Annotated in this window: 17 protein-coding genes and 1 pseudogene; 15 read left to right on the top strand and 3 right to left on the bottom strand. The window is 47.1% G+C overall.

The window, feature by feature from the left end:
• The first annotated feature begins 357 nt into the window (after positions 1-357).
• Genes HUX74_RS20345 through HUX74_RS20335 form a run of 3 tightly spaced genes read left to right on the top strand, consistent with a single transcriptional unit; the run spans position 358 to position 6251 of the window.
• Entirely contained in the window at positions 358-3606 is a 3249-nt protein-coding gene (locus HUX74_RS20345) for a TonB-dependent receptor (RefSeq protein WP_117966679.1), read from the top strand.
• A gap of 12 nt (positions 3607-3618) precedes the next feature.
• Entirely contained in the window at positions 3619-5388 is a 1770-nt protein-coding gene (locus HUX74_RS20340) for a RagB/SusD family nutrient uptake outer membrane protein (protein WP_174647365.1), read from the top strand.
• Between the two features lie 26 nt (positions 5389-5414).
• Positions 5415-6251, top strand: coding sequence for a hypothetical protein (locus HUX74_RS20335; RefSeq protein ID WP_174647312.1), 837 nt, complete (start codon positions 5415-5417; stop codon positions 6249-6251).
• Positions 6252-7026: 775 nt separating this feature from the next.
• Here HUX74_RS20335 and HUX74_RS20330 read toward each other — a convergent pair.
• Positions 7027-7668: an HU family DNA-binding protein gene (locus HUX74_RS20330; protein ID WP_117601313.1), complete on the bottom strand. Its 642-nt coding sequence runs from the start codon at positions 7666-7668 to the stop codon at positions 7027-7029.
• A 274-nt stretch (positions 7669-7942) separates the two neighbouring features.
• Between HUX74_RS20330 and HUX74_RS20325 the strand changes: the two genes are divergently transcribed.
• A complete protein-coding gene (locus HUX74_RS20325) occupies positions 7943-8233 on the top strand; it encodes a DUF3874 domain-containing protein (protein WP_252195256.1) in 291 nt (96 codons plus the stop codon).
• Positions 8234-8282: 49 nt separating this feature from the next.
• Here the strand turns inward: HUX74_RS20325 and HUX74_RS20320 are convergent.
• A pseudogene (locus tag HUX74_RS20320) lies at positions 8283-8396 on the bottom strand (AAA family ATPase); the annotation flags it as partial.
• Positions 8397-8529: 133 nt separating this feature from the next.
• On the opposite strand from HUX74_RS20320, the gene HUX74_RS20315 reads away from it, so the two are divergent.
• From HUX74_RS20315 to HUX74_RS20265, 11 genes are all read left to right on the top strand, one after another.
• Positions 8530-9657: a Rid family hydrolase gene (locus tag HUX74_RS20315; RefSeq protein ID WP_117601312.1), complete on the top strand. Its 1128-nt coding sequence runs from the start codon at positions 8530-8532 to the stop codon at positions 9655-9657.
• A gap of 79 nt (positions 9658-9736) precedes the next feature.
• Positions 9737-10351 carry a DUF4369 domain-containing protein gene (locus HUX74_RS20310; RefSeq protein ID WP_005824998.1) on the top strand — a complete coding sequence of 205 codons (615 nt, stop codon included), beginning with the start codon at positions 9737-9739 and terminating at the stop codon, positions 10349-10351.
• The gene (locus HUX74_RS20305) at positions 10323-11774 is read left to right on the top strand and encodes a DUF6057 family protein (RefSeq protein WP_117601311.1); all 1452 of its coding nucleotides are present in this window, start codon (positions 10323-10325) and stop codon (positions 11772-11774) included. Before HUX74_RS20310 ends, HUX74_RS20305 begins: the two co-directional genes overlap by 29 nt.
• Before the next feature lie 25 nt (positions 11775-11799).
• Entirely contained in the window at positions 11800-13260 is a 1461-nt protein-coding gene (locus HUX74_RS20300) for a PD40 domain-containing protein (protein ID WP_165491359.1), read from the top strand.
• A gap of 50 nt (positions 13261-13310) precedes the next feature.
• Complete coding sequence (locus tag HUX74_RS20295; RefSeq protein WP_174647311.1) at positions 13311-15077, top strand: DUF6057 family protein; 1767 nt, start codon at positions 13311-13313, stop codon at positions 15075-15077.
• 10 nt (positions 15078-15087) lie between these two features.
• Entirely contained in the window at positions 15088-16548 is a 1461-nt protein-coding gene (locus HUX74_RS20290; protein WP_370528743.1) for a hypothetical protein, read from the top strand.
• Positions 16549-16680: 132 nt separating this feature from the next.
• Positions 16681-17796: a glycoside hydrolase family 26 protein gene (locus tag HUX74_RS20285; RefSeq protein WP_117966701.1), complete on the top strand. Its 1116-nt coding sequence runs from the start codon at positions 16681-16683 to the stop codon at positions 17794-17796.
• 22 nt (positions 17797-17818) lie between these two features.
• Positions 17819-18991 carry a glycosidase gene (locus HUX74_RS20280; RefSeq protein WP_117601308.1) on the top strand — a complete coding sequence of 391 codons (1173 nt, stop codon included), beginning with the start codon at positions 17819-17821 and terminating at the stop codon, positions 18989-18991.
• A gap of 17 nt (positions 18992-19008) precedes the next feature.
• Positions 19009-20403, top strand: a complete 1395-nt coding sequence (locus HUX74_RS20275) for an MFS transporter (protein ID WP_174647310.1) — start codon at positions 19009-19011, stop codon at positions 20401-20403.
• 17 nt (positions 20404-20420) lie between these two features.
• A complete protein-coding gene (locus HUX74_RS20270; protein ID WP_174647309.1) occupies positions 20421-21608 on the top strand; it encodes an AGE family epimerase/isomerase in 1188 nt (395 codons plus the stop codon).
• Positions 21609-21626: 18 nt separating this feature from the next.
• Positions 21627-22418 (top strand): GDSL-type esterase/lipase family protein, encoded by a 792-nt coding sequence (locus HUX74_RS20265; protein WP_117601305.1) that lies wholly within the window; start codon positions 21627-21629, stop codon positions 22416-22418.
• Here HUX74_RS20265 and HUX74_RS20260 read toward each other — a convergent pair.
• Positions 22415-23749 carry an aspartate kinase gene (locus tag HUX74_RS20260; RefSeq protein WP_119961455.1) on the bottom strand — a complete coding sequence of 445 codons (1335 nt, stop codon included), beginning with the start codon at positions 23747-23749 and terminating at the stop codon, positions 22415-22417. The genes HUX74_RS20265 and HUX74_RS20260 overlap by 4 nt on opposite strands.
• Positions 23750-23932 lie beyond the last annotated feature (183 nt).

Raw genomic sequence — 23932 nt, 5'->3', positions numbered from 1 at the left:
GGGCAACCCTTTCTGTTTTTTATAGCTTTTAGTTGTCGGTTGTGGAATTCATGCTTTATACTTTTAGGGGAAATAGTAATGGATGTTAAATGAGTGTCGTTATTTGATAAGATAGTATTATAAAGTTTGTTGTCAAAAGTCTACTTTTGTCAAGCCTGATTGAAATTTGATAATAATCATATAATGTTTAACCGTTAATGAAATGAAAAATGCTTATGGGAAAGGAGTAATATGTATACCAACCACTTTATAAATAAGGTATATTTAATTTTTCCTCAAAAAGAGAAGTTTAACCTTATATTAAACGGTAGATGCCGCCAGGCAATACCAATTCATTAATCTAAGAAAAATATAAGTATGAATTTAAATTTCAGAAGAACCGCGCTGCTCGTAGGTATCTGTTCGGCTGTCAGCCTGACTTATACTCCGCAACTTTTCGCCGCATCGGTCGATGCAATAGATGCTGTGCAGCAAGCAAAAAAAATCACAGGTACTGTAACAGATGCAATGGGACCGGTTATCGGTGCTAATGTATTGGAAAAAGGCACCACAAATGGTGTTATTACTGATATTGACGGTAATTTCACATTGAATGTTCAGCCGGGAGCAACGATTGTTGTGTCTTTTATCGGTTATCAGCCGCAAGAAATCGTAGTAGGCAACCAGACTAATTTCAAAATTCAGCTGAAAGAAGATACGGAATTGCTGGATGAAGTAGTCGTAGTAGGTTATGGTATTCAGAAGAAGAAACTGGTGACAGGTGCTACGGTTGAGGTAAAAGGCGAAGACATCGCAAAATTAAATACCACGCAGGCATTGGGCGCTTTGCAAAGCCAGTCTCCGGGTGTAAATATTCAGGCCGTTTCCGGTCAGCCAGGCGATGGATTTAAAATTAATATTCGTGGTGCTGGTACTAACGGAAATACAGCTCCAGTTTACGTCATTGATGGTGTAGCCGGTGGCGATATTAACGCCTTGAATCCTGCCGATATTGAACGTATTGATGTGTTGAAAGATGCTGCATCTTGTGCAATTTACGGTTCGAGCGGTGCCAACGGTGTTATCCTTGTTACTACGAAGCAGGGTAAGGTAGGAAAGGTTTCTGTATCTTATGATGGAAACATAGGCTGGGCAAATGTATATAAGATGCCTGATATGCTGAATGCCAAAGAATATATGGCGGTAATGGATCAAGTAGCCTATAATAATGGAGGCCAACCGTATGATTGGTCAAAATTCGTAGATGCTGATTTGCTGACTGCTTATCAGAATGGTACCAATCCAGGTACAGATTGGGTAAAAGAATTCCGGAATAAAAATGCTGTGGTTACTAATCATGCGTTGAATGTAACAGGTGGTTCTGAATTCTCCAAGTTTTCGACAGGTATAGGCTATCAGTATCAGGATGGTGCATTCGGTGGTCCAGTGAAGACTGACTATCGTCGTTTTACTTTCCGCATTAATTCTGAGCATGTGATATACCGTAAGGGAGATATGGATGTGATAAAGTTTGGTGAGAATATATATTATCAGCACAAACAGAATCAAGGTGTGCAGTTAGGTAATCAATATTCGAATGACCTTTCTAATGCTTTGCGTGCTATTCCTCTGATTCCTGTATATAATGAGAATGGTGATTTCTTCATGTATGATGATTTGAAGAATTTTGGAACGAGTGCTAATGGTATACTTGATTATACTGCATATGCTTCTAATCCGATGGCTCACATGGTATATAATCAGGCTGGGAATAATAAGAATAAGAATTTTAATCTGAACACAGCGGCATATCTGGAAGTACAACCACTTAAGAATCTTATTTATAAAGGTCAGGTTAGTTACAAACAATGGTCAAGTTCATGGCGCTCATATCTTCCTGTTTACCGCATTAATAATCAGGGGGATAGCCGTGATAAAGACCAAACGATAAATAACGTGTCTTTGGGTTGGAACTGGAGTTTGACTAATACGTTGAGTTATCGGTTTGATATTACAGACTTACATCATTTTGATGTTTTGGTTGGTACAGAGTATTCTAAATCAAGACCAACTTATGGCGAATCAGTAGAGGCAACCGGTTATAATAGTGCTTTTGGCGACTTTACGCATGCTTATTTACATAATACAGAACGTAAAGCTACTGCTACAGTAGATGGTTATCCCTCGGATTATGGTTCTAAGATGTCTTATTTTGGACGTCTGAATTATGACTTTAAGGAAACTTATATGTTTTCTGCTATCATTCGTGCCGATGGTTCGTCTAAGTTTGCGAAAGGCAATCAATGGGGATATTTCCCATCATTCTCTGCTGGTTGGGTTATTTCAAACGAGGCTTTTATGAAGAATACTGCTTCTTGGCTTGGTTTCTTGAAAATCCGTGCTGGTTGGGGACAGAATGGTAATGACAATATCCCTAATTCAAATTGGCGTGCCGGTTACGAGTTTGGCGATTATGGCCTTTATACATTTGGCTCAGATAAGAATGGAGGTACAACCGGAGCTTACCCGAATCGTCTGGCTAACCCCGATTTGACATGGGAAACTTCAGAACAGACCAATATCGGTATTGATGCCCGTTTCTTGGATAACCGTCTGAGTTTTACCATGGACTGGTATAACAAGCAGACGAAAGATTTGTTAGTGGAAGTGGGTACCAATGCGGCTTCCGGTTTCTCTTCTCAATATCAAAATGCCGGTACGGTAAAGAATACTGGTCTTGAACTTTCAATGGGCTGGAGAGATCAGATTGGTAAGGAGTTCAAGTATGGAGTGAATGTCAATATGGCCTATAATAAGAATGAAGTGACGGAGGTTAATAACGCCAATCATTTTATTGAAGGCGGTAATGATTTGTTGGCTCAGAGTACGGGTCGGTTTGTCCGTATGGAAGAAGGACATCCTATTGGCTATTTTTATGGTTATAAGACGGACGGTGTCATTCAGAACCAGAATGACTTGCAGGCATATCTTGACCAGAATTGTAAAGGCAATGCGGCAAACTCTAAGCAAGGTGCAAGTATTAAACCGGGCGATTTGAAGTTTGTGGATGTTGATGGAAATGGGGTGATTAATGATGATGATAAGACTGATTTGGGTAATCCTCATCCTGACGTGACAATGGGGCTTACGTTAAGTGCGGAATATAAAGGATTTGATTTCTCTGTAACAACCTATGGCGCTTTTGGTGCACAAGTGGCTCGTTCTTGGAGAAAGTTCTCAGACGGACAGTATGAAAACTATACGACAGAAGTTTACGATTACTGGCACGGAGAAGGAACCTCAAACAGATATCCGCTGCTTGCGCCGGGAAATAGTGGACAGAATTTCCAGGCCATTTCAGATATTTATATTGATGATGCCGACTATGTTCGCATTCAAAATCTGACAATAGGATACGATTTCAAGAGAATTTGGAAGAACTGTCCGTTCCAGCAACTTCGTGTGTATGCTGCTGCACAGAATCTATTTACTTTTACCGGTTATAAAGGGATGGATCCGGAGAATGGTAGAGCTCTCAATGACAAAGAACCGTGGGTAACCGGTGTTGATGTAGGTAACTATCCTCAACCTCGTACTTATATGGTAGGTGTTAATGTTAAATTCTAAAATTGATACATGATGAAAAAAATAGCATATTTAATAGGGGCAGCTTTGATGATGGCAGGAACGTTTACTTCTTGTAGTCTGGACTCGATGAGTCTAACGGAAAAAGATACGACCAATTTCCCTAAAACGGCTGAAGATGCCAATCAGGCTTTAGCTGCCATATATCAGAACCTGAATAATGTCAATGCTTTTCCGCAGCAGTCTTTCTTGTATAATTCCCTGCTGGCTTGCGATGATATGTTGGGTGGTGGTGGTCCCAATGACAAGTTGATGCAATCTTTAGACCTTCTTTGTAATACGGGTACAAATGCTACGCAGGATTACTGGGTGGCTCGCTATCAAGGAATCAACCGTGCCAATACGTTGTTGGAGGCTCTTGCCGGTATTGAAATGGATCCGGAAGTAAGAGCGCAGGCTGAGGGCGAAGCCAAGTTTCTTCGTGCTTTTTATTACTACGAGTTGGCTTCCATGTATGGCCGTGTACCTTTGGTGATTACTGCTTTGTTGCCCGAAGATACTACTCCTCCGACTGCCGCTGTTATCTGGGGGCAGATTCTGCAGGATCTTCGCGATGCGGCTGCAAATATGCCGGCTGTTCGTAAATCGGATGGGCATGTTGATAAATATACGGCTGAAGCTATGTTAGGACGTGCTTGGTTATATTATACCGGCATGTATGGCAATGGTGAAACTCTGAACGATTTGGTTAGTACGAACTATAGTCCGTTGACTTCAGTTGATTTGCCTGATGGGACAACTTTGACCAAGCAGGATGTGATTGGATATATTGATGATTGTGTGAATAATTCCGGTTATAGTCTTGTTCCTGAGTTTCGTAATTTGTGGGCATATACCAATAGATGTACGGTAGAAGATTTTCCGTTTACTGCCGGTCAGGGGCTGAAGTGGGTAGAAGATGATGCAGCGGTAAATCCCGAATCCATGTTTGCCATTAAATATAATAAACTTGCATCTTGGAGCACTACTATCGGTTATGGTAACGGTTATGCTCTGCATTTTGGTGTACGTGGCAATGATCAGGCCAATTCTTTCCCCTTTGGACAAGGATGGGGGGCCGGTCCTGTAGCTCCCAATCTTTATAATGATTGGAGTGCGGCAGAACATAATGATGCCCGTCGTCCGGCCTCCGTATTCAAGACGGAGGATATGCCGAGTTATAATAAAGGTGGTGGTGACGGCTTTATCCAAGAAACAGATTATTATCAGATGAAAATAGGTTCTATTATGGCTTATAATACGGGTGAGGCTGGAAATAAAACGATTGAACCGGTATTTGAGAAGATAATGTATGGTGCCGACGGCTGGATTAATGATAATCTGATGCAAACCGGTTCTATTCATGATTTGGTTTTGATTCGTTTTGCGGATGTATTGTTGATGCAGTCTGAATTGAAGGAAGATGTTAGCGGTATAAACAGAGTGCGTAGTCGTGCCGGACTTGAACCTATTGGTACATATTCGTTGGCTGCATTGCAGAATGAACGCCGTTGGGAACTCTGTTTTGAAGGTACTCGCTGGAACGATATTCGCCGTTGGCATATTGCTGCCGATGCCCTTGAAAGACAGACGGGAGCAAAAGTTTATACAAATGGGGTTGAAAGCCGTAATGTGGCGCAGAACGGTGGTTATGCCGCACGTTATAAGGCTACGGCAGGTTTCCAGAAGATTCCCGAAAACCAAGTCCTCTTGAATGAAGGAAAGGTAGAACAAAATGCGGGTTATATGGATGCAAGTGCTGAGTATAATGGTTGGCAAGAATAGAATATGAATTTAAAATGAAAAAAGATATGAAAAAGATATTATTCGCAATGCCTTTGTTTGCAATGCTGCTGGTGGCTTGTGATCCGATAGTGGATGAAATCAGTCCGGATCCTAATGTCACACCGGAAAATCTTACTTTTGAACTTGTAGCCAAGAATCAGGGAAACAACAACATTCGGATTGTTCCTACTCCGTCACGTTATGTGAAGGTTTATGATGCTATGTCTGATACCAAGTTGGCAGAAGGTACGGCTCCGTCGGTTCAAGTAGCTCCTCCTAATAAAGAATTGCAAGTGTATATAACAGCCATTAATTCGGACGGCTCCATTACAAAATCGGCTTCCAAATCAATAGCAGTAACGGAGTACACGGATCTTCCTGCTATTTATGCTGATATCTTTGGTACAACTCCGGATGGTGGTTATGGTACAACAACTTGGACTTGGAATACAGAAGCCGAAGACGGCTGCTGGGGTAATGGTGGATTTCTGTCAAACACAGGTCCCGGTTGGTGGGTTGTCCGTAGTGGAGAAATTGATGGGCAGGCTATAGGTGCGGGACTACCTGATGACGGATTGAATGGTTGGTTCTCGCTTAGTCTGTCAGGTGTCCAGACAAGCCGTGGTGAAAGTGGCTCTGTAAAAGTTTCAGAAGATATGGTACAATCTGGATGGGATGTAGGTACAATTGAATTTTCTGGTACTATTCCTTTGTTGGGCGTACAACCTAATCAAGGAAATGCACGTCAGTATGTATATCACATCTTGAAAATCACAGAGGATGAACTTCGGCTTTGCGCACCTGAGCCAGGGGTGACTTCTGGAGGTGGTACCGCATGGTTCTGGAATTTCAAGAGAAAATAGTCAATATTGGATGTGCGGGCGGGTAATATCCGCCCGTATTCCTCAAGTAATAATCACATAAAAAACAAAGTGGTAAACAATATGTTTTGACAGCGTGTGAACTAGGATTCTCCATATTGTTATTTCTTGGCTCGTGGAATTTATCGTGTGATTGCATTAGAGATTATACGACATAGTCTAATTGGGGAACGTTTGTCGTAGGAAGTACTTTCAGAGCGTCAAGAGGATATCTCAATTTGGTTTATATAGGAGATCTTCCTTATACTCAAAGCATAGTTCAAACACTTGGTACTACTTTTACATTAATCCAGGCATATATACTATAAAATCTTTGAGTGCTACCAATGGAAATTATATTTATTGGGAGTATGGAAATGTTAGACAACCGCTTTCTGCAGGTAGGGCTTTCACAGTTCCTACGTCATTCTTCTCCACTGTGTTTTCTAAAGGAGCACTTTAAAATAATTAGATCTTATAAATAAGCTATTAAATTCAAAGCAGTTGTCGTTACCTCCGACCTCATTAGTCGTCCGTAACATCGGATAATTGTAAATGCATTAACCGAATAGTACAATTGTTTAATGGTTAAATCAGGAAAAGGCGGGTCGTGAGATTCGCCTTTTCGCATTCTTTCTCTATTGCCTTTCTGCATACAATTCACATTTCTTTTTGCATTACCCTTGATTTCCGGGCGCAGAATGTTCCTTTTTATCCCTTCACCTCCTTCTCCTATCCTCCTGTTCATCGGCTTTTTCGGTGAAACTGCTTTCCACCCTCATCGCCCCGTTTTTGCATCGCGCGACACACCGTAGTATCCCGGCATGGCCCGATAGATGGGTTGCGTGGGTTTCCCTACATTCTTCAGCTTGCCTTCTTGCTGCAACCGTTTCAGGTGGACGTTTGCGGTGGTGCGTGCCATGCCGCACAGCGCTTGGAAGTCACTGCGAATCAGCACGTCGTGGTCGGCAAAGTATTCTTTCAGCTTCATGTCTATCTCCACTTCCGAAAGCTTCAGGGAGTGGCGGGTGTATTTGCTGCGGATGGCACTGACTCCCGTCATCGCTTGTTTCAGCCTGACGTCGGGACGGAAGCTGATGCTCTTCAGCCGGAGTTTCAGGTGCTTGTTCGGGGTGCTGCGGGTCACTTTCTGTGTGGCTTCCAGGGTGGGGGCGAAGTAGCCCAGCCCTTCGATGTGCACCTCGTGCCCGTCGCGCAGTTCTTCGCCGCAGATTTGCGTCAGACAGTCTATCGCGTTCATTACGTCGCCCACCGTGAGCGAGCTGCGGGCATGTACGCGGTTGTAGAGCTGCCGCATGGTTATTTTCCCGTTGAGCAACGGGCGAGGATGGAGGCCTCTTTCTTCCGGGTCTTCCTCATTGGTGCCCGGATTCTCGTACCAGTCATATAGTATTGCCATATCAATAGGTTTTAGTGCGTTCAACGTATTTGCTTCTTCCCTCGGAAGTGTTTTTCTATAAGTGAACGACCCCGGTCGGCCGAACGAACAACTCTGGCTGTTCGATTGAACGACCTGGGTCAGCCGATTGGATAACTCGGGTCGTTCACTTATAAAGAATCGTGTAAAAGTACTGAAAATAAAGGGCTCTGCAGCATAAATAAGTATGTTTGTCGGCAGGAATGATTTTTGAAGAAAGCGGGACAACTGATAGCCTTTTCCGAAAGGCTGAAACATGCACAAAAAGAAATTCCGAAACCGGGAGGAACGGGAAGAAAAGCGCCGCCGGAGCGCGAAAGCTGTAAGCGCACAACGAGGCTTTTTATCGTGTCAGTCTTGCCGAGGAAGCGGTCTGCAACTTGTTCCGTGCTCCGTTTCGGCAAAGAAGAGTCTTGACCTGACTGCTGCCGATATCTTCGACGAGCTGCAAAAGGCGCATCCCGCCCTGATGCGTGGCAGCAATCCCATGCAGTTCGGTTCAGTGCAGCTGCAGGCGGGGCTGAAACGTCTACGGCAATGTATATGAGGTGGTGAGAAGGAAAAAGAAGTTTCACCGGAAAGGGCTGAATGATAGGGAAATAATGTGAATATTTATATACTAAGGCGGTCTTGTCCACATAGAAATAACCGCCTTTGCGCAGCTTCTCAAAGTCCTGGATGCCGATGTGATAAATATTTTTGCTCCTAATAACTGTATATTTTATACTTTTCTATAAAAGTAACTTTTTTATAAGAACAAAACAAGCGAAAGTTGCGATTTTCACTACTCCTTGTCGGATAAAAAACTTATCTTTGCGATTGAAACAATCTCTCGTTAATGATATGAAATACACATCATACTCTTATCCTTCAGGCAGGGCGGAAGTGGCTGCATTTGTTGTAACCGGCGGAGTGACGGAATACCATGTGATGATACATGCCACCGACCCGAAACAGACCTACCGTGAGCAGATGAATGCCGTGCTGGATGCGTATGCCGCTTTACTGAAAAAAGAATTGCCCGGAGCCGTGGCGGTTTTTAAAAGATATTTCTTGAGTGATGCCGCCAACCAGGCGGAACTGTTGCTTGCCGCTACGGCGGAAAGCTCCGATTGCGCGCTGTCCGTGGTGGAACAATCGCCACTGGATGGTACCAAGATTGCTTTGTGGGCATATCTGCAGACCGATGTGCAGACACGAGTGCTGCCAAACGGACTGTATGAAGTGAAACACGGTGCTTATCGCCAGCTCTGGATGGGAGGCAGCTTCAACCGTGCCGCCAATTCGGAATACCAGATGCGTCTTTTGCTCAACGACTATGCTATGCAACTGATGGAAGAAGGGTGTACCTTGGCCGACAATTGCCTGCGTACCTGGATATTTGTGCAGAATGTGGATTGCAATTATGCCGGTGTGGTCAAGGCGCGCAATGAGATGTTTGTCACTCAGAACCTGACGGAGAACACGCACTATATTGCCAGTACCGGTATCGGTGGGCGTCATGCCGACCCGAAAGTATTGGTGATGCTTGACGCTTTTGCCGTAGCGGGATTAAAGCCCGGACAAATCAAATATCTCTATGCCCGCACACATCTGAACCCCACTTATGAGTATGGAGTCAGTTTCGAACGGGGAACGGCGGTGGATTACGACGACCGCCGGCAAGTACTCATTTCCGGTACAGCGAGTATCAACAACCGTGGGGAAGTGATGTATGCCGGAGATGTACGCCGTCAGACAGAACGGATGTGGGAGAATGTGGAGGCTTTATTGAAGGAGGCCGATTGTGGCTTTGGAGATGTGGGGCATATCATTGTCTATCTGCGTGATATGGCGGATTATACCGTAGTAAAGGAGATGTTTGATGAACGCTTTCCCGATACGCCGAGAGTGATTACGCTGGCTCCTGTCTGTCGCCCGGGGTGGCTGGTGGAAATGGAGTGTATGGCGATGAAGAAAATCTCTGATTAAAAATATTATCTTTGGTTAATTGAATATTAGGCTGACAGTTGGTAAACGCCTACCTTTGTTGAAATTCTAATGTATAAGGATGAAAACACGTATCTTGCTTTTTTGTATCAGTTGCCTTCTTTGGGCAAGTTGTGGAAATTCCGGACAGAATTATGTGATTGAAGGAACGTTGCCGTCGGTGAAATACGACGGGGAATGGATATACCTCGTGCCGATGGAGAATGCACCGGGGCGGGTGGATTCTGTAAAGATAACCAATGCCTCTTTTTCTTTTTCCGGACAAGGGGAGGAGATGAGGGTGTTGCGTCTGCGCCATCTGCTGCGTATCTACATCCAGGAACTGCTGGTGGTGACGGAGCCGGGAACCATACATGTGAAGGCCGACTCTGTCGGTTCGGTAACGGGCACTCCGCAAAATGATGCCCTTCAGAAATGGAAAGAGGGGAGGGAAAAGAAGCAAGAGGCTTACCATTTTATCCGGACGGGACTACGGAATGCCACCGGAAAAGATTCACTGCATCTGATACGGATACGTGACAGTCTGAGGATGCAGGAGCAGGAAACGAACTTTCTGTTTTTGAAAGAGCAGGGAAACAATACGTTGGGGACATTCATGCGGAAGATGGTGCGTGGCTCCTTGACGGAAGAACAACAAAAACTGTTGGATGAAAGCTTGCAGAAGGAAATACATTGAATGGGGAGCGGCAGGAATCGGTGCTTTGGCGTTGTTTCTTTTTTTCTTCCGGATATTGCCCTATCATCTGTTCCATCGGGAGCAGACACAGCTCTTTTTGCTTGCCACCGAACCATTGGCCGGGTATCTGCGGCATCCGGCGGCTCTGGCACGTCTGTCAGGAGATTTCCTCACTCAATTCTTTTATTACGAAGGGGGTGGCCCGACCATAATGGCTGTCGTGCTGTTGCTTTGGGGAGTGGTGGTGTTTCGTTTGTTGGCTCCGTACATGGGACGTTGGGCGTGGATTCCTACGGTGTTGGCGGTGGCTTGGGAGGCAGGAAGGCAATGCGGATTGAGTTATCCGCTTTCCGGCACAATCGCTTTAACCGGTATCGGAGGTATTTTGTTGTTGTGCCGTAGCTGCATGCGACGTTCGTGGAAGTCGGGCTTACCGGTAAGCATATTGGCGGTATTGTCCGGCTATTGGCTGTTTGGCTGTGGCGATTGGTCGTCACGATGGTACAATATGCCCGATTTAGGGCGGGAATATCTTTTGGCGTTGGATTCGGAAATGTATTTCGGCCGTTCGGAAAAAGTACGGAAACTGTTGGCAGAGGGTGAATACCGTTCTCCGTTCACTGCCTATTATTATAATTTGCTGAATGCACAGCAGAACCGGCTTCCCGACCAGCTGATGGATGGTTATCAACCGGCTTCGCAAGGGCTGTTTCTGCCTGTGGCTCCCCATTCTACCTACCTTACTATTTATGCAGCCAATGAAGTCTGGTTTGCGTTGGGAGATATGACGATGGCTGAACATGCCGCCATTTTGGGAATGATTTTTTCTCCGCACCACACTGGGGCAAGAGCTGTCAAGCGTTTGGCGGAAATCAACCTGGTGAACGGTGATGAGGCGGCGGCCATGAAATATCTTCGTCTCCTGCAAAAGACAATGTGTTACCGTGATTGGGCAGAACGGCGTATTCCCGGAAAACAGACGGCCGAAGTTTGCCAATGGCTGGAACGGAAGCGGTTGTTGTTGCCTGCAACGGATACTTTACGTTCTTCTGCCAACATTCCGCTTTCACTTCGTCATTTGTTGCGTAACAATCCTGATAATGTGTTGGCATGCGATTACCTTCTCTGCTTTGATTTGCTGAATAAGGATATTGGTGCTTTCGCCCGGGATTATCAAGAGTTTGCTGCCCATCGGATACCTTCCAGACTATATGCCGAGGGACTGCTTGTCTATCTTGCGGGCAACAAGTCTCCACTGGATGAAGTGAGGAAGTGGAATATTCCGCCTCAGGTATTGGATGAGTTTGGCGATTATACCCGACTGTACGAGGCGAATGGTGGTAATGGTGCCTCTTTGCAAGCCAAATACGGAAAAACATATTGGTTTTATTTCCACTATGCTACGATGAAAAAGGAGAAGTGATTTATGATGAGCGATGAATAGAGATATGAAATATATACAGGTTGTTGTGGAGCTGTTGCTGTGCTGCTGCCTATATGCTTGTAGTCCCTGTCCGGAGTCTGTACAGCCTGCAGACCGGTTATTGGAGCTCTATCCTGAATATCAGGATGTAACCATTCCCTGCAATGTGGCTCCTTTGAATTTCCTTGTGCGGAATGAAGGGGTGGATGCGGTGTGCGTGAGTGTAAAGGGAGCATCGGACAGCTTGCAGATAAACGCGCGTGGGAACAAGGCGGTGTTTCCCTTGAAAGCCTGGCGTGCATTGTTGGAAGCGGAGAAGGGGCATACTTTGGAAGTGACTGTTACTGCCCGTACCAGCGGTCGCTGGCTACGCTATCCTTCTTTTGCATGGCAGGTGGTGGCGGACAAGCTTGACGCCTATGTCAGTTACCGTCTGATAGAACCCGGTTATGAAGTATGGAATGCCTTGCAGATACGTGAACGGTGCATTGAGAATTTTGAAGAGCGTATTTTGGCGGATAACAGTCAGACAGACGGCAAATGCATGAACTGTCATGTGCACGGAGGAAATAGTGGCAACCTTTCGATGTTCCATCTTCGGGGCGAGGGAGGGGGGACTATCCTGAACCGTGACGGCAAGCTCCGTAAGCTTGCCTTGAAGAATGGACAGATGATATCTGCGGCTGTCTACGGGGATTTCCATCCTGACGGGCGGTATGGTGTGTTCTCGTCTAATGTGATTATTCCCATGTTCCATACGGAAAGTAACCGCCGTCTGGAAGTTTACGATACCGTCTCCGATTTGGCTGTCGCCGATTTTGACGGAAACCGGATGATTGTGTCTCCGCTTACGGCGGATTCCACCGTATTAGAAACTTTTCCCACTTTCTCTGCCGACGGGAAATGGATATATTACTGCTCGGCTCCAGCTGTTCCATTGCCGGACAGCGTACAGCAATTACGCTATTCGCTTTGCCGCATTGCGTTCGATGCTAATCACGGCACCTGGGGCGACCGCGTGGATACCCTTTGGAATGCCCGGCTGGAGAAAGGCTCCGTGTGTCATCCGAAAGCTTCACCGGACGGCCGCTACCTGCTCTATACCGTTGCTGATTATGGAACATTCCCCATTTGGCACCGGGAGACGGAATTGCAGCTGATGGATTTGCAGACGGGTGCCATCGATTCCCTGCCAATGGTCAACTCCAACCGTTCGGACACTTATCACAGTTGGTCGTCAGGTAGCCGTTGGTTTGCCTTTGCCAGCAAGCGGGGTGACGGGCAGTACGGGCGGGTTTATTTTGCCTATCTGGATGCCGAAGGAAAGGCGCATAAGCCTTTTGTGCTACCCCAGTCCGACCCTGAAAAAGACGATTTGACATTGAAATCCTACAATATCCCCGATTTGTCGGCCACTCCCGTTCCTTTTGATGCTTCTTCCATCAAGCGGATAAACCGGCAACTGAAGGCTGAGGAATTCAAATGACAAGACATACAGAGAGTAACAGATTGTAAATAATAAATTGTAAATAGTAAATGTTCTTATTTCTGAAAAAGACTTGGAAGATAGGGCTGTCGATACTTTTCGGCGTAGCGGTGCTTCTCTTTTGGGGAAACGTATATCCGGCCCATATTTCCTATCAGGAGCAGTTCCAGCTTTTCTTGTTCGATGCCGACTACTGGTGGAAACGGATAGCGGTTCCCGGTGGGTTGGCCGATTATATCGCTGAGTATCTGACGCAGTTCTATTATCACGTGTGGGCGGGAGCTTGTATTCTGGCTTTTTTGTACGTGTTGTTGCAACGGTTGGTTTGGAAACTGGCGAAGGAGCAGGGTGCGGCTGATGTGTATTATCCGCTGAGTTTTCTGCCTATCATTGTCTTGTGGCACTTCATGGGTGATGAAAATGCGATGCTGTCATTGGTGGTGGCTCTGCTGTTAGCATTGTCTGCATCCTGCTGGTATGCGGATTTAAAGGGGAAGTGGCTGCGTGTGGCGTACATTCTGATAGTCCTTCCGCTACTTTACTGGACAGCGGGTGCGGCACACTTTATCTTTATGGGCTGGGTGATTGTACGCGAGTTCTTGTTGAATCTTAAAGGTAAGAATTTCTGGGGTGGTGTCGGAGTGTTCTGGGGGGTAGGATTGTGGGGTATCGGCTGTCCGCTATTGGCAAGCATGTGGGTACAATTTCCTATTTACCGTCTGATGGGCGGTATAGGATATTACCGTTTCCCGGCAGTGATTCCCTGGATAGAGATAGGGCTTGCCGTATTGCTGGTTGTCCTCCCTTTCCTGCTGGCCGCTTTGCCCGCTTTGAAGAAGAAACCGGCATTTTATGGAGTTCTGCAAGTGGTGGCGGTAACATTGTTCGGTTATTACTACGTGGCAGCCGGTTGCGATATGGATAAAGAGGAAGCGATGGAGTATGACCAGCTGGTACGTAATAAACAATGGCAGGAGGTTATAGAAAAGGCAGAAGAGAAGTCGCCGGTTTCACCTTTCGGCGTGACCTGCCTGAATCTTGCTTTGGGAAAGATGGGACAGATGGGCGACCGCATGTTCGAGTTTTACCAGAACGGGACGGAAGGGCTGCTACCGGAGTTTCAGCGTGACTTTACTTCGCCGTTGCCCACCAGTGAGGCGTATTATCATTTGGGGATGGTCAATACGGCACAACGTTTCACTTTTGAGGCGATGGAGGCCATACCTAACTTCAACAAGAGTGGCCGTTGCTTCAAGCGTCTGGCAGAGACGAACCTGATAAACGGGCAATACGAAGTGGCAGCCAAGTACCTGCGTTTGTTGAGGAAGACAATCTTCTATAAGGATTGGGCGGAGGATGCCATGACCTATCTGTATAATGAGGAAAAAATCAATGCCCACAAGGAGTGGGGTTGGTTGAGGCAGATACGCTATACGGAAGACTTCTTGTTCAGCAGCCAGGAAACGGACATCATGCTGGGGCTGCTTTACCAGCACAACCACCGGAACCGGATGGCATTTGAGTATATGCTGGCCTATGTCCTGCAGCAACGTGATTTGGAACGTTTCATGAAGTACTATCCGCTGGGTAAGCATGCCGGCTACGACCATATTCCCCGCAGCTATCAAGAGGCGTTGATATATGTATGGACACAGACGCACAAGAACTTCCAGGGTATGCCGTGGAGCATTTCGCCCCAAGTGGTGCGGGATGTAACGGAATTTGCGCGGATATATACCTCGCAGCAGAATGCCCGGCAGATGTTGGAGGCGCGTTTCGGCAGTACATACTGGAATTATTTGCTACTAAGAAAGTAAAATGAAAAAGATGAAGAATATAGCTGTTTGCATAATGGCTGCATGGTGGTTTGCCGCTTGCAGCAATTCGGTGACTTCCCCGGAAAGGGTGGATGAATGGCCGGATATCTATCCTGACTATATCGGTGTGACTATTCCTGCAACCATTGCTCCCATGAATTTCAATTGTATTGGCGGAGCGTACGAACGTGTGGATGTGACCGTGATCGGAGGAAAGTCCGGAGAGATGCATGTTAATGATAAAATAGTATCATTTCCGCAAGAGGCATGGCTAGAGCTTTTGGAGGAGAACAAGGGTGATAGCCTTCAGTTTACGGTATGTATCCGGAAAGATGGCGAGTGGAAACAGTACCGCTCTTTTCCCATGTATGTCAGTCCGTATCCTATAGATTATGGGGTGGTATACCGCAAGCTGGCTCCCGGATATGAAGTTTATAGCAAGATGGGCATTTATGAGCGCGACCTTTCTTCGTTCGAGGAGCGTTCCTTGCTGGAGAATACCATGGTGCCGGGCATGTGCCTGAATTGTCATGCTTTCAACAAAACAAATCCGGACCATCTGAGCCTGCATGTCCGTGGAAAGAACGGAGGGACCTTGATGCAGATAGACGGGAAGCGCGAAATGCTGGATACGAAAACGGATTCCACTCTCTCTGCGGCTGTATACCCTTATTGGCATCCAAGCGGCAAATATATTGCCTATTCTGTCAACAATACGCGCCAGTCTTTCCATGCTGTGAAGGATGAACGTGTGGAAGTGCTCGACTTGGAATCGGATGTACTGGTCTACCATCCCGAGACACATGAATTGCTGCTCTCCCCCTTGCTTCAGAAGAAGGAAGTCTTCGAGACTTTTCCCGTGTTTTCACCGGACGGACGCAAATTGTATTTCTGTGCAGCGGAGGCCAAGCCGATACCGGCGGAATATAAGGAAATACGTTATAGCTTGTGCAGTATAGATTTTAACCCGGAAGACGGGACATTTGGCGAAACGATAGATACGCTGGTCAATGCGGCAGCTATGAAGAAAAGTATCTCCTTCCCGAGACCTTCGTACGACGGCGAATATATCATGTTTACTTTGTCGGATTACGGGAATTTCTCAATTTGGCATAAAGAAGCCGATTTATGGTTGTTGGATTTGAAGGATGGCGGTATGCGTCCCATAAAGGAGGTGAACAGCGATGATACGGAAAGTTTCCATAATTGGAGCAGCAACTCTCGATGGTTTGTGTTCAGTAGCCGCAGGGGAGATGGGCTTTATACCCGTCTGTATCTGGCAAGTATGGATGAGAATGGGGTGGTGGGCAAGCCTTTTCTGCTTCCTCAGGAAAATCCGTGGGAGTATTACGACCGTCTGGTTTACTCGTACAATGTTCCCGATTTTACAAGCGAATCGGTGAAGCTGGAACGCCGGAAGGTGGAACGGGGAATTGTCTCGCGGAAGCGCGTTCCGGTGAAAGTAAGATGATACGTTTTTTATATTCTGTTTTTTAATATAGTAAAGGGATAAAATTGTATCATTTTCTCTTGGTGCAATCCGCTATCTTTGTACTAGGAATTAGTGGTACCAATAATAATACCGTAATTGAAAAACATGGATATGAGAAAAGTAAAATTTGTTACGATGATGCTGGCGGTGAGTCTGTTGACCGCCTGCGGTTCTTCCAAGAAAGAACAGAGTGTGAATGAAGAGACGGCTGCTGCACGTACGCAGGAAACGGAGAGATTACTGGCTAACTTGAAGAAAATCCCTTCCAAAGGTATCATGCTCGGCCATCATGACGATACGGTATATGGTATCGGCTGGGAAGGTGAGGAAGGCCGTTCGGATGTGAAAAGCGTGTGTGGCGACTATCCGGCTGTCATCAGTTTTGATTTGGGAGAGTTGGAACTAGGGAATGCCGCCAATCTGGATAAGGTGCCCTTCGATAAAATCAGGAAAGAGATAATCAATCAGTATCAGCGGGGCGGCATGGTTTCGCTCAGTTGGCATGCGCGCAATCCTGAAACGGGCGGTGATGCCTGGGATGTATCGGATACGACGGTGGTGAAGTCCATCCTGCCCGGTGGAGAGAATCATCAGAAGTTTGCCGGCTGGTTGGGAGGAGTGGCCGATTTCCTTCATTCGTTGAAGACGGCGGACGGCGTGAAGATACCCGTACTTTTCCGTCCCTGGCACGAACACAGTGGCAGCTGGTTCTGGTGGGGCGAGAAACTGTGTACCCCTGAAGAGTATAAGACATTGTGGCACATGACAGTGGACACTCTGCAGGCCAGGGGAGTGGATAATGCACTCTATGCTTACTCTCCGGGCACGGAACCCAAGGACACAACGGAATATTTGAAGAAGTATCCGGGCGACGAGTTGATAGACGTTATTGGCTTCGATACCTATCAGTTCGACCGGGATACCTATCTTGCCGGGATGGATAGGGCACTTTCCATTATCGACAGTATAGGGAAAGCACACAATAAGGTGATTGCTGTGACCGAAACCGGTTACGAAGGAATCCCCGATGCCAAATGGTGGACAGGTACTCTGCTGCCTGCGTTAAAGAAATATTCGCTTGCTTATGTGCTGGTGTGGCGCAATGCCCGTGAAAAGGTGACCCATTACTATGCCCCCTATCCGGGACAGACATCTGCGGAGGATTTTGGGGAGTTTTATAACAATCCCAAGACGCTGTTTGCAGCCGATGTAAATCTGTATCAATAAACAAACAATCAATATAACAGACATGGAAGCTTTTAAAGAAAAGGTAGAGAGGCTCTTTCAGAAACACGAAGAGCTGATTACGAGAAAGAATGTGGCCGTGGAAGACGGCAATGGCATATTCACACGTTATAAATATCCGGTAGTGACGGCTGCTCATACACCTGTATTCTGGCGGTATGATTTGGATGAGAAGTCCAACCCGTACCTGATGGAACGCATCGGTATGAATGCGGCCATGAATTCGGGGGCCATTAAGTGGAATGGCAAGTATCTGATGGTGGTACGTGTAGAGGGCGCTGACCGCAAGTCGTTCTTTGCCGTAGCCGAGAGTCCCAACGGCATTGATAATTTCCGGTTTTGGGATTACCCCATCACCATGCCTGAAGATACGATTCCGGCAACGAATGTATACGACATGCGTCTCACGGCTCATGAGGACGGCTGGATTTACGGTATCTTTTGCGCCGAACGCCACGACGACAATGCGCCCGCCGGTGACTTGTCCTCGGCTACGGCTACAGCTGCCATTGCTCGCACCAAGGATTTGAAGAATTGGGAACGCCTGCCCGACCTGAAGACCAAGAGTCAGCAGCGCAACGTGGTGCTGCACCCGGAGTTTGTAGATGGCAAGTATGCCCTCTATACCCGTCCGCAGGATGGCTTTATTGATGCCGGTAGCGGTGGTGGTATCGGCTGGGCGCTGGTGGATGACATAACCCATGCCGAGGTGAAGGAAGAGAAGATTATCGACCAGCGCTACTATCACACCATCAAGGAGGTGAAGAATGGTGAAGGTCCGCATCCCATCAAGACTCCGAAAGGCTGGTTGCATCTGGCTCATGGTGTCCGCGGTTGTGCCGCCGGATTGCGTTATGTGCTTTATATGTACATGACTTCTTTGGAAGATCCGACGAAACTGATTGCCACTCCCGGTGGGGCCTTTATGGTACCCGAGGGTGAGGAGCGTATAGGTGACGTAAGCAATGTGCTTTTCACCAACGGCTGGATTGCCGATGAAGACGGAACTGTATTTATTTACTACGCTTCTTCTGACACGCGGATGCATGTAGCCACTTCTACCATTGACAAGCTGGTGGACTATTGCATGAATACGCCTGCTGACGGCTTGTCTTCATCAGCCTCGGTAGAAACGTTGAAGAGACTGATAGACAAGAATCTGCAGATAATGAAATAATAAAAATACAACATACTATGGCAACACTAAAAGAGAAAATCGGTTATGGTTTTGGGGATATGTCTTCCTCTATGTTCTGGAAAATATTCTCCTATTACTTACCGTTCTTCTATTCGAATATTTTTGGCTTGAGCTTGGCTGATGCAGGATTGCTGATGCTGGTGACACGTATTTGGGATGCAGTGTCCGATCCGATGATGGGAGTCATTGCAGACCGTACTCATACGCGTTGGGGCAAATACCGTCCTTATTTATTATGGATTGCAGCTCCTTTTGCCATTGCTGGGATTTTACTTTTTACAACGCCCGACATGGGGACAACGGGTAAGCTGGTATGGGCTTATGTCACTTACATCCTGATGATGACGGTATATACGGCAATCAATGTACCATACGGGGCTATGCTGGGAGTAATGACTGATGATTCGAATACAAAAACGGTTTTCTCTTCTTACCGTATGTTTTTTGCATACGGAGGTAGTTTTATCGCTTTGGGAGCATGGGAGCCATTGTGCAATTGGTTTAAATCAATGGACTATAGCAATGCTTCCAGTTGGCAATATGCCATGGTATGTATTGCCACGCTCTGCTTTTTAGGCTTTCTGTTTTGCTTTAGCATGACGCGCGAGCATGTCAAGAGTGTGGCGTCCGAATCTATCGGCAAGGATGTGAAGTCGCTGGTGCGCAATTCGCCTTGGTGGATATTGAACGGTGCGGCGTTGCTGTCGAATTTCTTCAATACGGTGCGTGGAGCTACTGCCGCCTACTTCTTCAAGGACTATATCAGTGCCAATGCATTCCTCGATTTCGGGGTATTCAATCTGGTGTTGTATGCCGGTCTGTTCCTGATGGTGGGTGAAGTGTGTAATATGATTGGTGTGGCGCTGGCTGTGCCTCTTTCCGTGAAGTTTGGAAAGAAGTCAACCTATATCATTTCGCTCGTGTGCCTGGTAGTATTCAGTGTGCTCTTCTTCTTTGTGCCGAATGACGGGCTGGGATGGTGGCTGATGATGATTTTCCAGGTGTTTATCTCCATTTGTACCGGTATCGTATCCCCGCTTATTTGGAGTATGTATGCCGATGTGGCCGACTATGCCGAGCAGAAGGACGGTACGTCATCTACAGGGCTGATATTCTCTTCTGGCTCTATGGCACAGAAGTTCGGCGGTGCATTTGCTGGCTGGGCAGTAATGGCGCTGTTGGCATTCTTTGGTTACAACACTGCAGAGAATGCTGTGCAGACGCCCGAAGCGCTGGATGGCTTGAAGTATCTGATGAGCTTTATTCCTGCTGCGATAGCTGCACTTTCCATTCTTGTCGTATTCGTCTACCCGTTGAACAAGACGCGTATGGCAGCCATCAATGCAGACTTGAAAAAGCGTCGTGAGAACCTTCAGCAGAATAACTTATAACTTAAACTCATAGAATAGTGGATATCAAGAAGATGAAGCAGGAGATGGAGGAGGAGTTGGTCTCCAATATCCTCCCCTTCTGGATAAACAGAATGACGGATGAAGTGAACGGCGGCTTCTACGGCCGTATCACGGGTCGAGAGGAGGTGAAGCCCGAAGCTGAAAAGGGGGCCATCCTGAACGCCCGCATCTTGTGGACCTTTTCGGCTGCATACCGCTTGCTGAGGAGGCCGGAGTATCTGGAAACGGCTACGCGTGCCAAACGCACTCTTATCGACCGTTTCTACGACAATGAATTTGGCGGAGTTTACTGGTCTCTCGACTATAAAGGCAATCCGCTCGATACCAAGAAGCAGATTTACGCTTTGGGTTTCGCCATCTACGGGCTGAGTGAATATGCTCGTGCCACGGGCGATGATGAAGCACTGGCATATGCCATCCGCTTGTTTGAGACGATTGAAGAGCATAGTTTCGACCCCGTGAAGAACGGTTATTGTGAAGCCTTGACCCGCGAATGGGGAGAGATAGCCGACATGCGCCTCAGCACCAAGGATGAGAACGAGCGCAAGACGATGAATACCCATCTGCATATTTTGGAACCTTATACCAACCTTTTCCGGATATGGAAGGATGCTCGTCTGGAGAAGCAGCTTCGTAATTTGATAGGTCTTTTTACTGAACGGATTCTGAATATCAAGACCGGCCATCTGGAATTGTTCTTCAATGATGATTGGGTGAGCAAGTACCGAATTGTCTCCTACGGGCACGATATCGAAGCTTCCTGGTTGATACACGAGGCTGCCCTTGTTTTGGGCGATAAGGAGCTCCTGGAGAAAGTGGAACCACTTGTAGAATACATCGCTGCCGCTGCCGATGAAGGATTGACGCCCGACGGCAGCATGATATACGAGACTTTTCTGGATAAGGGAAAGACCGATACCGACCGCCACTGGTGGGTGCAGGCCGAGAACGTAGTGGGACATGCCAACCTCTACCAGCACTTTGATGACGAAGTGGCCATGCAGAAGGCTCTCCGATGCTGGGGTTTCATCAAGCAGCATCTGGTAGACTACAAGTACGGAGAATGGCATTGGAGCGTGCGTGCCGACGGCACGGTGAACACCGATGATGACAAGGCGGGGTTCTGGAAATGTCCGTATCACAACGGACGTATGTGCATGGAAATTATTGAACGTTTTTCATAGGTTTTCTATCATAAGAAGATGAATAGATTGATGGTTTTGGGGATTCTTGTCTGGATGGGGATTGCGCTGCACGCGCAATCTCTTTATCCGGACTTCAGCAAGCTGAACTTCGGGTGCGACGGAAACAGCATTACCGCAGGCGAACAATGGTCTAAGACTGTAGTGGATAAACTCGGATTCGCTACACATCACAACGTGGCGGTCGGTTCTGCCACATGGGCATGCCATCCCGATACTCAGGATTATGGCAGCGAAGCTTTTGCCGGCATCTCCGGCGGTTGGCAGGCTACGGAGGATAAGCATGAGTTGCAGATGCGGCACAACAACGTGTCAAAGGTGCATATCCAGAAGTTCATAGCCGAAGTGGAAAGTGGAGCTTACCCTGCGCCCGATGTCTTTGTGTTCTCTATGGGAACGAATGACCGTAACTTGGGTAGTGCCGAAGAGGCCCTTAAAGGGAAGACGCTCGATGAAGTAGATGTCAACACCATGGCGGGCGGTGTCCGTTGGTCCATTCAGACCATTCTGGAGCATTATCCCCAATGCCGCGTATTCGTGTGCACGCCGATTCAGACCGGCAACCCCGAACACAATGCACTGAATCTGCAGAAGATTGCCATCTTGCGTGAGTTGTGCCGGGCGCTTTCCGTGCAGCTGATAGACTGTTACTCCAACTGTGGTATCACCGAAAAGTTTGAGCAGCCTTCCGGTAGTGGGCGCTATCTGCGCGACGGGTTGCATCCCGACAAACCGGGGCAGGAGCTGATGGGCCGTTACATCGCGAAGGAGATACGGAACCATTTCTTTTAGTTCCGTTCTGCATATTCCGGTTGGAATAACTTATCATTTAGGGCTTGTAAAGCCCTTTTTTTGTCTGTATTCTTAATGACGAATGCCACGTCATTATTGCTGCTGCCATATGAAATCATCCGTAGGGGGATGTCCTTTAGCGCCTCCATAATCTTTGCCTCAAACCCGGCAAATTCCCATTGCATGTTGCCCACCACGGAGACGATGGTCATGCGGTCTTCTACCAATACATGGGCATATTGGCGTAGTTCGGAGATGATGTTCGATAAACGAGTGCAGTCGTCTATAGCCACAGATACGTCCAGATTGGAAGATACCAGCAGGCAGAGGGGGGTACGGTACTTGGCAAAAATGTCGAAAATCTTGCTGATGAACAGATAGGGACACAGATTATGGTTCGATTCGAACTTTATGTATATGATGTGGTCCTTGGCGGCTATGGCCTTGATGATATTGTCGTCCTGCAGGTTGGAAATCAGCGTGCCTTCTGCCGATGGTTCCATAGAGTTAAGCAACCGGACGGGAATATTCCTTAGGCGTGCCGGAGCGATACAGAAAGGATGCAGTATCTTGGCACCATAGAAGGCCAGTTGTTCGGCTTCGTTGAAGCTGAGGCGTTTCACGGGGCGGGTACCTGACACCTCGCGCGGATCATTGTTGTGCATGCCATCTATGTCCGTCCATATTTGTATCTCGTCTGCTTGGAGGGCGGTGCCAATGAGGGAAGCAGTGTAATCACTGCCGCCGCGTTTCAGGTTATCTGTTTCGTTATAGGCATTCTTGCAGATGAAACCCTGAGTGATGAAGAGATTGATGCCGGGATGGCAGGCAAGCTGTTCTCGGAGTTTTTGTTCTATATATTCCAAGTCGGGTTCGTTGTCGGGGCCGGTACGCATGAAGTCGAATGCACAAAGCAGTGCATTGGGAATTTTCAGCTCGCGCAGGTAGAAATGCATCAGAGCGGTACTGATAAGTTCGCCTTGTGCCAGCACCTCCTTCTCTTCGACGGAGGTGAAAGAGTTCTTGGTAAATTTCCATAGTTGCTGGAAGCGGTCGAGGATATAATCTATTGCTTCCCGTTTCAGTTTCTCGTCGGTCAGCAACCCATTGGCAAATTCGATGAACTGGAATTCCAGCCGGGTGATGCGGTCGTGGGCTTGTTCCATTTCACGGTTGAATAAGTTGGCGGCAATCTCCTCCAGATGGTTGGTAGTGCCTGCGGTGGCAGACAGTACCACAATCTTGGGTGTTGCATCTTTAATGAGTGTTGCTACATGTTTCATTCTCTCTACGGTGCCGACGGAAGTTCCGCCGAATTTACAAACTTTCATTTCTTGTTTCTTTTTTAACAGTTTCATAATTGCATTCATCCGGAGGTTCTTCCTTCCGGCTTTTCATTTCAGGTGGCCTCTTCCCAAAATGAAAGGGGGGAGGACGGGGCTTGCCACCTGAGCTTGGCCTGCATAATGCCGTTGTAGCATTGCCGTGGTGGGATATTCATGCTCTGGCTGGTA

Origin of the sequence: Bacteroides sp. Marseille-P8574, from assembly GCF_902825465.1 — a bacterium.
GTDB classification, from domain to species: domain Bacteria; phylum Bacteroidota; class Bacteroidia; order Bacteroidales; family Bacteroidaceae; genus Bacteroides; species Bacteroides uniformis.
This window is presented reverse-complemented; position numbering and strand designations above follow the sequence as displayed.